Genomic DNA, 14,217 nt, shown 5'->3' with positions numbered 1-14,217 from the left:
GCGGCACCCGCCATGCACCTGATCCGCATCGATACGGTCTCCCTCGACGAGGGTGAAGCCGCGGTCGATCTCGGTCAGGCGCCGGGCGACATCGTCTTCCTGTCCTTCACCGATTCCGACCTGTTCGGCATGGGTCAGGCCTTCGCGAAAACCTTTCCGGCGGGTTCGCCCGAAGCGCCGACCCTGCGGCTGGCCAAGCTCGCGAAGCTGCGCCACCCGATGTCGGTCGACCTCTACGTCGATGCGGTGATCGCCAAGGCGCGGATCGTCGTCATCCGCTGCCTCGGCGGCCTCGATTACTGGCGCTACGGCATCGAGCGCGCGAGCGCGGCCGCCCGCGCCAACGACGTGATCCTGGTGGTGCTGCCGGGCGACGACCGGCCCGACCCGCGACTCGACGGCTTCTCCACCCGGCCGGACCTGGCTCCGGACCTCGACGCCTATTTCCGGGCCGGCGGCGCGGAAAACCTGCGCCGCCTGATCGGACGCCTCGCCGCCGAGATCGGATCGGCCGGGCCGGTCGAGCCGCCGCTGCCCCTGCCGCGCGGCTTCGTCGCATGCCCCGGCTGCGGTCCCGTCGACGACGCGCAGGCGCTCGCGGCCGGGCGGCCGTTCCAGACCCTTCCGGCCGAGGCGCCGCTGGCGCTGCTGGTGGTCTATCGCTCCAGCGTCCTGTCCGGCGACACCGCGCCGATCGCCGCGCTCGGTGCAGCGCTCCAGGCGCGCGGCCTCGCCGTGATGGCCGTGGCGGTGTCGAGCCTGAAGGACCCGGCCGCGACGAAGCCTCTGCGGGCGGCGATCGCCGCGCACGGTCCCGCCATCGTGATCGCCGCCACCGCCTTCTCGGCGCGGGAGGACGCGGGCTTCGTCCTCGATGCCGCCGATTGCCCGGTGATCCAGGCCTTCAGCATCGGTGCGGCGCGCGACGCCTGGGCCGCCTCCGCCCGCGGCATGGGCGCGGCCGATCTCGCCATGCAGGTCGCCCTGCCGGAATTCGACGGGCGCCTCTCCGGGTTCCCGATCGGGTTCAAGGAGGAAGGTCCGGAGAGCCAGGGATTCGCCGAGCGCCGGGCCGTGCCGCATGCGGACGGCATCGCGGCCTTGGCCGACCGGGCCGCCGCCTGGGTCCGCCTGGCCCGCCTCCCCCGCACGGAACGCCGGCTCGCCCTGGTGCTCTCGGATTATCCGGCGCGCGGCGGGCGCGCGGGCTTCGCGGTCGGCCTCGACACCCCGGAGAGCGCGCGCGCGATCGTGGCGGATCTGGCCGAGGCCGGCTACGCGGTCGGCGACCTGCCGGAGGGCGATGCGCTGATGCGGGCGCTCACCCGGGGGCCGAAGGATTGCGTCGTGTCCCTCGACGCCTATCGGACCTGGCTCGGCACGCTGCCGGACGACGCCCGTGCGGCCCTCGATGCCGAATGGGGACCGCCCGAAGCCGACCCGGCCTGCCGGGACGGGGCCTTCCGCTTCGGGACCGTGGCGGCGGGAGCGGTCGCCCTGTTCCTCCAGCCCGATCGCGGACGGGCGGCGGACCGCAAGGCCGCCTATCACGACCCCGACGCGGTCCCGACCCACGCCTACCTCGCCTTCCACCTCGGCCTGCGCACCCGGTTCGATGCCCTGATCCATCTCGGCACCCACGGCACCACGGAGTGGTTGCCCGGCAAGGCCGTCGCGCTCTCGCCCGCCTGCTGGCCGGCGCGTTCCATCGGGGCGCTGCCGGTGGTCTACCCCTTCATCGTCGACGATCCGGGCGAGGCGGCTCCGCTGAAGCGGCGTCTCGGCGGCATCGCCCTCGGCCACCTGACGCCGCAGACCGGCGTGACCGGGCTCGACCCCGACGCCGCGCGCCTGCGTGACCTCGTCGAGGAATATTCCGACGCCAGCGTGCTCGATCCGCGCCGCGCCGCGATCCTGGCGCGGACCATTCTCGACGAGGCCGCTTCGGCCGGCCTGCTCACCGGCGCCGGGATCGATACCGGCACGCCGATGCCGGATGCGCTGGCGGCCCTCGACGCGCATCTGTGCGACCTCGGCGAAGTCACCGCCCGCGACGGGCTGCACGTGTTCGGCCGAGCCGGAGCGGCATCCCCGGACGACGTGGCGGCCTGCGCCGAGGGCGAGCGCCTCGGCCTGCTGCGCGCCCTCGACGGCCGTTTCGTGCCCCCCGGTCCCGCCGGCTCGCCGTCGCGCGGACGCACCGACGTGATGCCCACGGGCCGCAACCTCGTCACCCTCGATCCACGCAGCCTTCCGACCCGGGCCGCCACCCTGCTGGGGGCCAAGGCCGCCGACGCGGTGGTCCTGCGCTACCTGCAGGACGAGGGCGCCTATCCGGCCCGGATCGTGATGGACCTCTGGGCCTCGCCCACCCTGCGCACGGGCGGCGAGGACATCGCCCATGCGCTGGCGCTGATGGGCGTTCGCCCGGTCTGGGACCATGCCTCCACCCGCGTCACCGGCTTCGAGGTGCTGCCCCTGGCGCTCCTCGACCGTCCGCGCATCGACGTGACGGTGCGGGTGTCCGGCGCGTTTCGCGACACCTTCCCGGAAACCCTGTCGCTGCTGGCCCGCGCCGCCGCGGCGGTGGCTTCGCGGGACGAGGAGGACGACGAGAACCCCCTCGCGGCCGCTCGCCGCCGCGGCGAGGCGGCGTCCCGCGTCTTCGGCGCGGCCCCTGGGCGCTACGGTGCCGGAGCCGGCGGGCTCGCCCTCGACGGGGCCTGGGACAGCCGCGACGATCTCGGGCGCGCCTATCTCGACGCCACCTCCTACGCCTATGGCGGTGCGACGGACGAGGCGGATGCGGGCTTCGCCGAACGCGTTGCCCGGGCCGATGCCTACGTGCACGCCTTCGACGTGGCCGAGCGCGACCTTCTCGACGGCGACGCCGCCGTGGAGGCGATGGGCGGATTCTCGGCCGCCGCCGCGCTGACGGGGGGGACCCCGGCCCTCTTCAGCCTCGACGTCGCGACGCCCGAGACGCCGAAGGCCCGCACCGCCCGCGAGGACGCCGCCCGGCTGATCCGGGGACGCCTCGCCCATCCGCGCTGGATCGCGGCGCAGCTCCGGCACGGCTATCGCGGCGCCCAGGAACTGGCGCAGGGCGTCGATGCCGTGTTCGTGCTCGCCGCGGCCACCGACGCGGTCTCCCATGCCGATCTCGACCGGCTCTACGGCGCGATGGTGGCCGATCTCGACACCTTTGAGACCCTGCGGGCGGCCAATCCGGAGGTGGCCCGCGCCATCCTGGAGCGCTTCGACGACCTGCGCCGGCGCGGCCTGTGGCAGACCCGGCGCAACGCCATGGCGGCGGACGAATTGCTGCGCGAGGCGGCCGAATGAGCGTGCCCTATCGCGTGCCCCCCCAAACGCCGGGCCGGCGCGTGTCCCCGGAGGCCCCGAGCCGCCGCGGCTGGTGCCCGAGCCTCGCCCGGCCGATGCCCACCGGCGACGGCCTGCTCGCCCGCGTCCACCCACCCCTCGGTCGCCTCACCCCCGCCCAGGCCCGGGCGGTGGCGGACGGCGCGCGCCGTTTCGGCAACGGCCATATCGACGTGACGGCACGGGCCAACCTGCAGGTCCGCGGCGTCACCGAGGCGACCCGGTGCGGCCTCGCCGAGAGGCTGGAAGCGGCCGGGCTCGGCGATGTGCGCCATGACGGGGGGCCACAGCGCCTGACCCTGACCACGCCACTCGCCGGCCTCGAACCGGATGCGGGCGCCGATGTCCCCGCGCTCGCGCGGAGGATCGAGGCGATCGGGCTGGCGATTTCCGGGCTGCCGCCGAAGACCCTGGTGGCCGTCGAGTCGGCCGCAGGCGGGATCACCCTCGGCGCGGCGGAGGCCGATCTTCATCTCGTCGCCACGCGAGAGGGCTTGGCGCTGCATCTTGCCGGCGACGCGGCGTGGTGGCGTCTTTCCGGCGCGGAAACCTTGGTCGTCGTGGATGCGGTCCTGCGCCTCCTGGCTGCGAGCGGGCAGCGCCGGATGCGGGATGTCCCGGCCGAGACGCGCAGGCACGGCCTGGAGCAATTCGGCCTGCGCCGGGTTCCGCCCTCCTTCGAAAGGTCCGGCCCGCGCCCGGGCGTATTCGCCCTGAATTCCGACCGTCCGGCATCCGCCGACCCGGTCGTGTCCCGTTCGCCAGCGGATGGTGCCCGCGCTCTCCTTGTCGATGCCCCCTTCGGGCGCTGCAGGGCCGATGCCCTCGACAAGCTCGCCGATACGGCGGCCGCCGCCGGCGCCGACGGGTTGCGCCTGTCGCCGACGCGGGGCTTCCTTCTCGTCTACTCCGAGGTCAGTGCCGCCGAGACCGCGCGCGAAACCCTGGCCGCGGCCGGCTTTCTGACCCGGGCCGACGATCCGCGCGGCGCGGTGGCCGCCTGTCCGGGCGCCCCGGCCTGCGCCTCCGGCTCGACGCCGACCCTGGACGACGCCGCCCGCCTGGCGGAGGCGTTCCGGTCCTTCGCCACGCGGGGCCTGCGCGCCCATGTCTCGGGCTGCGCCAAGGGCTGCGCCCATCCGGGAGCGGCCGACCTCACCCTGGTGGGGCGCCACGGGCTCTACGACGTGGTGATCTCCGGCCGGCCCGATGCCTTGCCGGCGACGCACCTCCCTTTCGAGGCCGCGCTGGAGCGCGTAAGGAGGGCGGATTCGGCATCGTCTCTCGCCCAGATCTTCCCGCACCCTTCGCCAGGACCCGGATCGTCATGAGTTCCCGCCTCGACTACCTGCGTGACGGAGGGGAAATCTATGCCCGCTCCTTCGCGATGATCCGGGCGGAGGCCGATCTCGCGCGCTTCCAGGGCATTGCCGAGCGGGTTGTGGTGCGGATGATCCACGCCTGCGGCATGACCGACCTGCCCCGCGACGTGGAGGTTTCCCCGGATTTCGCGGAGGCCGGCGAGGCCGCCCTGAAGGCCGGCGCGCCGATCCTGTGCGACGTCCGCATGGTCGCCGATGGCGTCACCCGGGCGCGGTTGCCGGCCGACAACCGGGTGATCTGCACCCTGAGCGATCCGCGCGTGCCCGCCATGGCCGCCGCCATGGGCACCACCCGCTCGGCCGCCGCCATGGAATTGTGGCGCGAGCACCTGCCCGGCAGCGTGGTGGCGGTGGGCAACGCCCCGACCTCGCTGTTCCGGCTCCTCGAACTCCTCGACGAGGGCGTGGCGCCTCCCGCCGCCGTCATCGGCATCCCGGTCGGCTTCATCGGGGCGGCGGAATCGAAGGAGGCCCTGGCGCGCGACGGCCGGGTGCCCTTCATCGTGGTGCACGGACGGCGCGGCGGCAGCGCCATGACGGCGGCGGCCGTCAACGCGCTCGCGCAAGAGATCGAGTGAGAGATCGAGTGATGGACGCGAGCGAGGGGCTTCCCCCCGAGGCGGCGGAGCGCACCGAGATGCCCCGCCTGGCGACCACCGGCACCCTGTTCGGCGTCGGCATGGGGCCGGGTGAGCCGGATTACCTCACCGTCCGCGCCGTACGGGTGCTGGAGCGGGCGCCGGTGCTGGTGCATTTCTGCAAGAAGGGCCGGCGCGGCAATGCCCGCACCATCGCGGACGCGGTGGTGGCCGCCGAGCCGGCGCGCGAGTGCCCGCTGGTCTATCCCTACACCACCGAGCTTCACCCCGAGCATCCCGACTACGTCGCGGCGTTGGCCGCCTTCTACGACGACGCGGCCGCCCGCCTCGCCGACCATCTCGGCGCGGGCCGGGACGTGGCGATCCTGTCGGAGGGCGATCCGTTCTTCTACGGCTCGTTCATGCACCTATGGCGCCGCCTCAAGGACCGCTTCCCCGTGGAGGTGGTGCCCGGGGTCACCGGCATGTCCGGCTGCTGGACCCGGGCCGGAACCCCGATCACCTGGGGCGACGACGTGCTCACCGTGCTGCCCGCCACCCTGGCGCAGGCCGACCTGGTGGAGCGACTGCGCGCCACCGACGCCGCCGTGCTGATGAAGCTCGGCCGTCACCTGCCCAAGGTGCGGGCGGCGCTGGCCGAAGCCGGCGTGCTGGAGCGCGCGGTCTATGTCGAGCGCGGCACCATGGCGGGCGAGCGGGTGATCGCGCTCAAGGACAAGCCCGACGACGACGCGCCCTACTTCTCGATGGTCCTGCTGCCCGGCGAGGGGCGCCGCCCGTGAGCGGTTCGCTGACGGTGATCGGTCTCGGACCCGGCGATCCGCGCCTGCTGACGGCAGCGGCCCAGGCCGCCCTGGACCAGGCCGAGGACCTGATCGGCTACATCCCCTACGTCGCCCGGGTTCCCGAGCGGCCGGGCCTGATGCGCCATGCCAGCGACAACCGGGTCGAGGTCGACCGGGCGCGCCACGCTCTCGAACTGGCCGCCTCCGGCCGGCGCGTGGCCGTGGTCTCCGGCGGCGATCCCGGCGTCTTCGCCATGGCGGCCGCCGTTTTCGAGGCGGTGGAGGCCGGCGACCCGGCCTGGGCCAGCCTCCCCATTACGGTCGAGCCCGGCATCACCGCCATGCTGGCGGCCGCGGCCAGGCTCGGCGCGCCGCTCGGCGGCGATTTCTGCGCGATGTCCCTGTCGGACAACCTCAAGCCCTGGGAGGTCATCACCGCCCGGCTGGAGGCCGTGCTGCAGGCGGATTTCGTGGTGTCCCTCTACAACCCGATCTCCTCGGCCCGGCCCTGGCAGCTCGGCCGGGCCCTCGATCTGGCGGCCGGAATCCGGCGCGGCGACACACCGGTGGTGTTCGCCCGCGCGGTCTCGCGCCCCGACGAGGCGATCCGGATCCTCACCCTCGATCAGGCCCGGGACACCACCGCCGACATGGCCACCGTGGTGATCATCGGCGCTTCGGCGACCCGGCTGATCCCGCGCGGCGACGCCACGCCCTTCGTCTACACGCCGCGCAGCGTGCCGGCCGCGTGATGCGCAGGGCGGCGCAGGCCTCAGAGGATGGCGATCCGATCCAGCGCGGCCGTCACGTCCGGCACGCTCGGCACCTCCGGTTTGTGCGGTCTGGCGACCATGATCACCGACAGCCCGAGCGACCGCGCGGCGGCAATCTTGCCGTAGGTGGCGCTGCCGCCGGAATTCTTCGAGACCAGGACCTCGATCGCGCTCCCGGACAGGAACGCCGCCTCGGCGGCCTCGTCGAAGGGGCCGCGGGCCTGGATCGTGCTCAGGCGCGGCACCGCCAGATCGACGCTCTCGATAGCGCGGACGACGTAGTCGTGCTGGGGCGCGGCCGCGAAGGCCGCCACCTCCTGACGCCCGATGGTGAGAAAGACCCGGCGCGGCGCGGGGCCAAGCGCTCGGGCGGCGGCCTCCATGTCGGGCACCTCCGTCCAGTGGTCGCCGGACACCGGCTGCCAGGCCGGACGCCGGATCGCCAGCAGGCGCGTGCCGGTGCGGGCACAGGCCTCGGCGGCGTTGGCGCTCATCCGGGCCGCGAAGGGATGGGTCGCGTCGACCACCAGATCGGTGCGGTCCTGGGCCAGCCACGCGGCCAAGCCATCCGCGCCGCCGAACCCGCCGATCCGGGTCGGCACCGGCTCCGCCTTCGGCTGGCTGGTACGGCCGGCGAGCGACAGAGTGACGGCGTGGCGGTCTCCGCACGCCAGCAATCCGCGCACCAGCGCGCCGGCCTCGCCGGTGCCGCCCAGGATCAGAATCCGCATGCTTTCGCCGTCCATGGGGGCGTTCTCCATGACCGATGACACCGAGTCCACCCCGCGGCCGGCGGCGCCCTGGCTGACCATCGTGGGCCTCGGCGAGGACGGACGCGCGGGCCTGAGCCCCGCCGCCAGCGCGGCCCTCGACGGCGCAAGCCTGATCTATGGCGGGCGCCGGCACCTCGCCTTGGCGGCGCCTCTGGCGGCCGAGACGCGGATCTGGCCCAGCCCGATCGCCGAGGCCTATCCGGGTCTGCTCGCCCGGCGCGGAACATCGACCTGCATCCTCGCCACCGGGGACCCGTTCCACTACGGCATCGGCGCCGAAATCGCCCGCCTGATTCCGGCCGACGAGATGCGGGTTTTTCCCCATCCCTCCGCCTTCAGCCTCGCCTGCGCCCGCCTCGGCTGGCCGATGGCCGAGACCGCTTGCCTGACCCTGCACGGCCGGGCGCTGCCCCGGCTGATCCCGCATCTCCAGCCCGGTGCCCGCCTCCTGGTCCTGACCTGGGACGGGACGACGCCGGGGGCGGTCGCCAGCCTGCTGCGCGATCGCGGCCTCGGCGCCTCCCGCCTGACCGTCCTGGAGGCCATGGGGGGCGCGCGGGAACGCCGCCGCAGCGCCCTGGCTGACGGTTTCGCCTTTCAGGAGATCGACCCCCTCAACACCCTGGGCATCGAGGTCGTGGGATCGCCCGAAGCCCGAGTCGTTGGCTTGAGTCCCGGCCTCGACGATGCCTGGTTCGAGAATGACGGCCAGCTCACCAAGGCCGACATCCGGGCCGTGACGCTGGCCGCCCTGCGTCCGCGCGCCGGCCAGACCCTGTGGGACATCGGCGCCGGGGCCGGCTCGATCTCGATCGAGTGGATGCTGCGCCATCCGAGCCTCAAGGCCGTCGCCATCGAGGGCAGCCCGGTCCGGGCCGCCCGTATCGCCCGCAACGCCGACCGGCTCGGCGTACCGGACCTGCGGGTGGTCGAGGGCCGGGCCCCCGACGCGCTCGCCGGATTGCCCGAACCCGACACCGTGTTCATCGGCGGCGGCATCACCGTGCCGGGCGTCCTCGATACGGCTCGGGCCGCCCTGCGCCCCGGCGGACGCCTCGTCGCCAACGTGGTCACCCTCGAGGGGGAGGCGGTGCTGCTCGCGGCCTTCGCGCGCCAGGGCGGCAGCCTCAAGCGCCTCGCGGTCGCCCATGCGGATCCGGTCGGGCCTCTGCACGGCTGGCGCAGCGCCATGCCGGTGACGCAGTGGAGCTGGGTGAAGGCCTGATGCCGGGCGATTCCGGCCCGCCCCATCCCAATGCGCCCCATCCCGGCCCACCTCATGCCGGCCCACCTCTTGCCGGCCCACTTCATGCCGACCTACCTCATGCCCGTGCGCCCGACCTCATCGCCGGGATCGGCTTCCGCCGCGCGACCCCGGCCGATGAGATCCTCGCGCTGGTGGCACGGGCCTGCGACGCGGCTGGAGTGCCCCTCGCTCGCGTGGCCCGCCTCGCCACCGCGGCCGACCGGGCCGGGGAGCCCCCGATCCGCAGCGTCGCCGACGTCCTGGGCCGTCCCCTCGACGCCATCCCGTCCGAAGCCATGATCGCCGTCGACGCGCAGGTATCCACCCGCTCGCCGCGGATCGAGGCCTCGCGCCGGGTCGGCTCGGTGGCGGAAGCCGCGGCTTTGGCCGCCGCCGGGGTCGGGGCGACCCTGGTGGTGCGGCGAATCGCCAGCGCCGGGGCGACCTGCGCCCTTGCGCTTCGCGCACAATCCGTCACGCAGGGCTCATGACCGTTCACTTCATCGGCGCCGGTCCGGGCGCGGCCGACCTCATCACCGTGCGTGGGCGCGATCTCATCGCGCGCTGCCCCGTCTGCCTCCATGCCGGCTCGCTGGTGGCGCCCGAAATCCTGGGCTGGTGCCCGCCGGGCGCGCGCGTCGTCGACACGGCCCCCCTCGACCTCGACGCCATCGTGGCCGAATGCGCGGCCGCCCACGCGGCGGGCCACGACGTGGCGCGCCTGCATTCGGGCGACCTGTCGATCTGGAGCGCCCTGGCCGAGCAGACCCGCCGGCTCGCGCAGGCCGGCATTCCCTTCACGGTGACGCCGGGCGTGCCGTCCTTCGCAGCCGCCGCCGCGCTGCTGCGACGCGAACTCACGGTGCCGGGCCTTGCCCAGTCCGTGGTTCTCACCCGGACCTCGGGGCGGGCCAGCGCCATGCCGGAGCGCGAGACCCTCGCGGCCTTCGCCGCCACCGGCGCGACGCTGGCCCTGCACCTGTCCATCCACGTCATCGACACGGTGGTGGCCGAGCTGACGCCGTTCTACGGCGCCGATTGCCCGGCCGCGGTGGTGTTCCGCGCCACTTGGCCCGACGAGCGCGTGCTGACCGGAACCCTGGCGACCCTGGCGGGCCAGGTGGCGGAGGCCGGCCTGGAGCGAACGGCGCTCATCCTGGTGGGACCCGCGCTCGACCCGGCGGAGTTCCGCGAAAGCGCCCTGTATTCGCCCGATTACGATCGCCGCTTCCGCCCCACCGGCAGTACCGTGCTGGGAGAGCGCGCGGCCGGCTCACCGGCGACGGGAGAGCGCGCATGAGCGTGCCCGGCCTCCTCGTCGCGGCGCCCCGCTCGAGTTCGGGCAAGACCACCGTGACGCTGGCGTTGATGCGGGCGCTGGCCCGGCGCGGACTCGCCGTACGGGGCGCCAAGTGCGGACCGGACTACATCGACCCCGCCTTCCACCAGGCGGCCACCGGGCATCCGAGCTTCAACCTCGACAGCTTCGCCATGCCCGAGCCGATGCTCGATGCGGTGGCGGCCCTGGCGGCCATTGGCGCCCACCTCGTGGTGGCCGAGGGGTCGATGGGGCTGTTCGACGGTATCGTGGCGCATGAGGGCCGGACGGGGGCGAACGCCGACATCGCGGCGCGCTACGGCTGGCCGGTGATCCTCGTCCTCGACGTGTCGGGCGCAGCCCAATCCGCCGCCGCCCTCGCCCTCGGCTGCCGGGCCTACGATCCCCGCATCCACATCGCCGGGGTGGTGCTGAACAAGGTCGCGAGCCCGCGCCATCGCCGTCTCGTGGAGGCGGGCCTGAGCCGCATCGGCATGCCGGTGCTCGGCGCCCTGATGCGCGACGCCAGCCTCGTCCTGCCCGAACGGCATCTCGGCCTCGTCCAGGCCCGCGAGACCAACGACCTCGAGGCTCGCCTCGACCGGCTCGGCGACCTCGCCGAAGCGGGGCTCGACCTCGACGCGATCCTGGCCGCCGCGGCCGGTGCGGCGCCCGGCCCCGGCTCGGGCACCCTGCCCCGGCCGCCGGGCCAGCGCATCGCCCTGGCGTCCGATGCGGCCTTCTCGTTCCTGTACCCGCACATGGAGGCGGGCTGGCGCGCGGCCGGGGCGGAACTGGTCCCGTTCTCACCGCTGGCGGACGAGGCGCCGCCGGCCGATTGCGATGCGTGCTGGCTGCCCGGCGGCTATCCGGAGCTGCATGCCGGCCGTCTGGCGCAGGCCGATCGTTTCCTCGGCGGCCTGCGCGACTTCGCGCAGCATAAGCCGGTCCACGGCGAATGCGGCGGCTACATGGTCCTCGGCGAAAGCCTGGAGGACGCCGCCGGCGTGACGCACGCGATGGCCGGGCTGCTGCCCGTGGCGACGTCCTACAAGGCGCGCCGCCTCCATCTCGGCTACCGGGTCGCGACGCTTCTGGCCGAAGGGTCCCTCGGCGGAGCGGGCGCGCGCCTGGTCGGGCACGAGTTCCACTACGCCAGCGAGCGCAGCGACGTACCGACGCAAGAGACCGGCCTGGCTGCCGTGACCGACGCGGAAGGCGTGCCCCTCGGCATCGCGGGGCACCGGCGCGGCTCCGTCACCGGCAGCTTCTTCCACTGGATCGGGTAGGGCCTCGACGCGAGCCCCTACTCGGCAGCGGCAGCGGGCTCGGGGGCCTGCTTGCCCATCTTGGCGGCGGTGCGCACGATCGCCAGTACGTCGCGGCGCAGTTGATCGTCCTCGATCAGCGCGTAGGCCCGCAGCAACTCGATGGCGCCCTGCGCACTGAGGAAGCCGAAGACGTCCGACTGGGTGCCGCCGACTTCGTCCTCCTCGAAGAACGCCGAGACCGGAACCTCGAGGAGACGGGCGATCTCGCGCAGGCGACCGGCGCCGACGCGGTTCTGGCCCTTCTCATACTTCTGGACCTGCTGGAAGGTGACGCCCACGGCAGTGCCGAGTGCGGTTTGACTGAGGCCGCGCGCCTTGCGCAGAGCGGTGATCCTCAATCCGACGAGGCGATCAACGTCGGTAGTCTGCTTCGGCATCATCTCTCGATTCAGTCCCTAAAGAAATTCCCGCTCGGCCTCGCTCCCGGAAGGGCTGGGAGAATTGAGCGCTTTCGTACAAAGCTGTGCAGGACACCCCAAGCTCATTCATCACGAAACAAAGGCAGTCGAACGTCAATTTCACGAGCTGTGTGAGACTATCCTTGTCTGCCGTCAAATGCCACTGGGCGTTTTACTCCGCATCAGCATCGGACCTAACCATTCTGACAGCTTGACCACAAAGCCGGCACGGATTGCAAGCGCGACGTTGTGATCGTCCAAGCCGAGATTCGCTGCATTGCGCTGTCATTCGCAGCACGAAACCCTTCGACGTCACCTTCGGTAACGACACGGATCGGGGTTCAGGCGGGGCGGCTCCGGCCGCGGCCGCGACGCATGCGCCGAATCCGATGGTCTTTCCCCGGCCGGCGCCCCAGATTCCCTTCGTCGATGGGGACCGCCCCGGACGCCCGAAAACCCAGGTGGATCATGTTTATCGCAATGAATCGCTTCAAAGTCGTCAAGGATGCGACGGAAGATTTCGAGCAGGTCTGGCTCGGTCGTGACAGTCATCTCGGCGAGATGGCGGGCTTCGTCGAGTTCCACCTGCTGCGCGGACCCGAGCACGAGGACCACGTCCTCTATGCGTCGCACACCATCTGGTCGTCGAAAGCCGATTTCGAGGCGTGGACCCGCTCGGAGCAGTTCCGCAAAGCGCATGGCCGCGTGCCCTCGACCAAGCCCCTGTACCTGGGCCATCCGCAATTCGAGGGATTCGAGGCGATCCAGACCGTCGCGCGCCCCGATTCGGAGGCCGCGGCGTAGCGCGCGGGTCCTATTCCCGAGGACGGGGCCCGTCCGCGACCCCGCGCACCTCCGGCGTCGGGCCGGCTGTCGTGGCCGAGACGGGGGTCAGCGGCTGGCGAGGCGCGGCAGCAATGCCGCGCTGAGGCCGATCAGCGGCAGGTAGGCCGAGAGGGCGTAGACGAACTCGATGCTGGTGTGGTCGGCGACTTCGCCCAGGATCGCCGCCCCGAGCCCGCCCATGCCGAAGGCGAAGCCGAAGAACAGGCCGCCGACCAGCCCCACCCGGCCGGGCAGCAGTTCCTGGGCATAGACCAGGATCGCCGGCATCGCCGAGGCCAGGATTGCCCCGATCGGGATCGTCAGCGCCACCGTCCAGGCCAGGTTGGCATGGGGCAGGATCAGCGTGAACGGCAGCACGCCGAGGATCGAGCCCCAGATCACCGGCTTGCGGCCGACGCGATCCCCGATCGGGCCGCCCAGGATGGTGCCAGCGGCGACCGCGCCCAGGAAGACGAACAGGTAGACCTGGGACTGTGCCACCGACACGCCGAAGCGATGGATGAGATAGAACGTGTAGTAGGACGAGAAGCTCGCCATGTAGAAATACTTGGAGAAGATCAGCGTCAGCAGGATCGCGACCGTGGCGACGATGCGGGCGCGCGAGAGCGGCGTGACCGTCCCCGGGCGGGATCGGGCCGGCGCCCGGGCACTGGCGGCGAGCCGGTCCCGGTACCAGCGCCCGACGATGCCGAGGACGACGATGCCGGCGAGCGCGGCCAGGGAGAACCACGCCACGCTGGGCTGGCCGTGCGGCACCACGATGAAGGCGGCCAGCAGCGGGCCGAGAGCCGTGCCGGCATTGCCGCCGACCTGGAACACCGATTGGGCGAGCCCGTAGCGCCCGCCGGAGGCGAGGCGGGCGACCCGCGAGGCTTCCGGGTGGAAGATCGCGGAACCGATCCCGACGAGGCCGGCCGCGAGCAGCAGCACGCCGTAGGTCCAGGCCATCGAGAGGAGCAGGAGCCCGACCAGGGAGGCGGCCATGCCGAGGGCCAGGGAGAACGGCATCGGGCGCCGGTCGGTATAGAGCCCGACGACCGGCTGCAGCACCGAGGCGGTGAGCTGGAACACTAGGGTGATGAGGCCGATCTGGCCGAAATCCAGGTGGAAGCTCTGCTTCAGCAGCGGATAGATCGCCGGAAGCAGCGACTGCACCAGGTCGTTGAGGAGGTGCGACAGGCTCAAGGCCGCGAGGATGGCATAGGCCGTCCCTCGGGCGGCGCTGGCTGGAGCCGGCGACGCAGGCATCGGCTCGACGGTGTCATTCAGGGTCGGGGACATCGGAATTCCGTCACGCGCCGGGACGACGCACAGGTTTCTTTACCGTCACGCCGCGCAGCCGGAGGGCGCGCAGCAACGGCAATCTCGAGACCGCCCGGAGA

13 protein-coding genes are annotated in these 14,217 nt (G+C 72.8%); 10 read left to right on the top strand and 3 right to left on the bottom strand.

Annotation, left to right across the window (positions count from 1 at the left end; genetic code table 11):
• The first annotated feature begins 12 nt into the window (after window positions 1-12).
• The 5 genes from cobN to cobJ are packed head-to-tail and all read left to right on the top strand — an operon-like array spanning window position 13 to window position 6,902.
• Window positions 13-3,345, top strand: coding sequence for a cobaltochelatase subunit CobN (cobN, locus tag ACV7NL_RS07430; RefSeq protein ID WP_463355303.1), 3,333 nt, complete (start codon window positions 13-15; stop codon window positions 3,343-3,345).
• On the top strand, window positions 3,342-4,715 hold the full coding sequence (gene cobG / locus ACV7NL_RS07425; RefSeq protein WP_463355302.1) for a precorrin-3B synthase: 1,374 nt from the start codon (window positions 3,342-3,344) through the stop codon (window positions 4,713-4,715). The genes cobN and cobG overlap by 4 nt, the downstream gene beginning before the upstream one ends.
• The gene (locus ACV7NL_RS07420; RefSeq protein ID WP_056483832.1) at window positions 4,712-5,344 is read left to right on the top strand and encodes a precorrin-8X methylmutase; all 633 of its coding nucleotides are present in this window, start codon (window positions 4,712-4,714) and stop codon (window positions 5,342-5,344) included. Before cobG ends, ACV7NL_RS07420 begins: the two co-directional genes overlap by 4 nt.
• An 11-nt stretch (window positions 5,345-5,355) precedes the next feature.
• Window positions 5,356-6,147, top strand: a complete 792-nt coding sequence (locus tag ACV7NL_RS07415) for a precorrin-2 C(20)-methyltransferase (protein WP_056179053.1) — start codon at window positions 5,356-5,358, stop codon at window positions 6,145-6,147.
• Window positions 6,144-6,902 (top strand): precorrin-3B C(17)-methyltransferase, encoded by a 759-nt coding sequence (gene cobJ / locus ACV7NL_RS07410; RefSeq protein WP_056179050.1) that lies wholly within the window; start codon window positions 6,144-6,146, stop codon window positions 6,900-6,902. Before ACV7NL_RS07415 ends, cobJ begins: the two co-directional genes overlap by 4 nt.
• A gap of 20 nt (window positions 6,903-6,922) precedes the next feature.
• Here the strand turns inward: cobJ and ACV7NL_RS07405 are convergent, their stop codons facing one another.
• On the bottom strand, window positions 6,923-7,669 hold the full coding sequence (locus ACV7NL_RS07405; RefSeq protein WP_463355301.1) for a cobalt-precorrin-6A reductase: 747 nt from the start codon (window positions 7,667-7,669) through the stop codon (window positions 6,923-6,925).
• A 13-nt stretch (window positions 7,670-7,682) separates the two neighbouring features.
• Between ACV7NL_RS07405 and cbiE the strand changes: the two genes are divergently transcribed.
• The 4 genes from cbiE to ACV7NL_RS07385 are packed head-to-tail and all read left to right on the top strand — an operon-like array spanning window position 7,683 to window position 11,549.
• Window positions 7,683-8,921 (top strand): precorrin-6y C5,15-methyltransferase (decarboxylating) subunit CbiE, encoded by a 1,239-nt coding sequence (cbiE, locus tag ACV7NL_RS07400; RefSeq protein ID WP_463357075.1) that lies wholly within the window; start codon window positions 7,683-7,685, stop codon window positions 8,919-8,921.
• On the top strand, window positions 8,921-9,433 hold the full coding sequence (locus ACV7NL_RS07395) for a cobalamin biosynthesis protein (protein WP_463355300.1): 513 nt from the start codon (window positions 8,921-8,923) through the stop codon (window positions 9,431-9,433). Before cbiE ends, ACV7NL_RS07395 begins: the two co-directional genes overlap by 1 nt.
• Window positions 9,430-10,242, top strand: a complete 813-nt coding sequence (cobM, locus tag ACV7NL_RS07390; RefSeq protein ID WP_463355299.1) for a precorrin-4 C(11)-methyltransferase — start codon at window positions 9,430-9,432, stop codon at window positions 10,240-10,242. Before ACV7NL_RS07395 ends, cobM begins: the two co-directional genes overlap by 4 nt.
• Window positions 10,239-11,549 carry a cobyrinate a,c-diamide synthase gene (locus ACV7NL_RS07385; protein ID WP_463355298.1) on the top strand — a complete coding sequence of 437 codons (1,311 nt, stop codon included), beginning with the start codon at window positions 10,239-10,241 and terminating at the stop codon, window positions 11,547-11,549. Before cobM ends, ACV7NL_RS07385 begins: the two co-directional genes overlap by 4 nt.
• Before the next feature lie 17 nt (window positions 11,550-11,566).
• On the opposite strand, the gene ACV7NL_RS07380 is transcribed toward ACV7NL_RS07385, so the two are convergent.
• Complete coding sequence (locus ACV7NL_RS07380) at window positions 11,567-11,971, bottom strand: helix-turn-helix domain-containing protein (protein ID WP_056179038.1); 405 nt, start codon at window positions 11,969-11,971, stop codon at window positions 11,567-11,569.
• A 486-nt stretch (window positions 11,972-12,457) separates the two neighbouring features.
• Here ACV7NL_RS07380 and ACV7NL_RS07375 point away from each other — a divergent pair, with 486 nt between their 5' ends.
• A complete protein-coding gene (locus ACV7NL_RS07375; RefSeq protein WP_056179034.1) occupies window positions 12,458-12,793 on the top strand; it encodes an antibiotic biosynthesis monooxygenase family protein in 336 nt (111 codons plus the stop codon).
• Window positions 12,794-12,880: 87 nt separating this feature from the next.
• Here ACV7NL_RS07375 and ACV7NL_RS07370 read toward each other — a convergent pair whose 3' ends face one another.
• Complete coding sequence (locus tag ACV7NL_RS07370; RefSeq protein ID WP_463357074.1) at window positions 12,881-14,083, bottom strand: MFS transporter; 1,203 nt, start codon at window positions 14,081-14,083, stop codon at window positions 12,881-12,883.
• Between the last annotated feature and the right edge of the window lie 134 nt (window positions 14,084-14,217).

This window comes from Methylobacterium sp. Ger2507 (genome assembly GCF_055231875.1).
The sequence above is the reverse complement of the archived record's forward strand: the minus strand, read 5'-3'. Positions and strand labels throughout refer to the sequence as shown.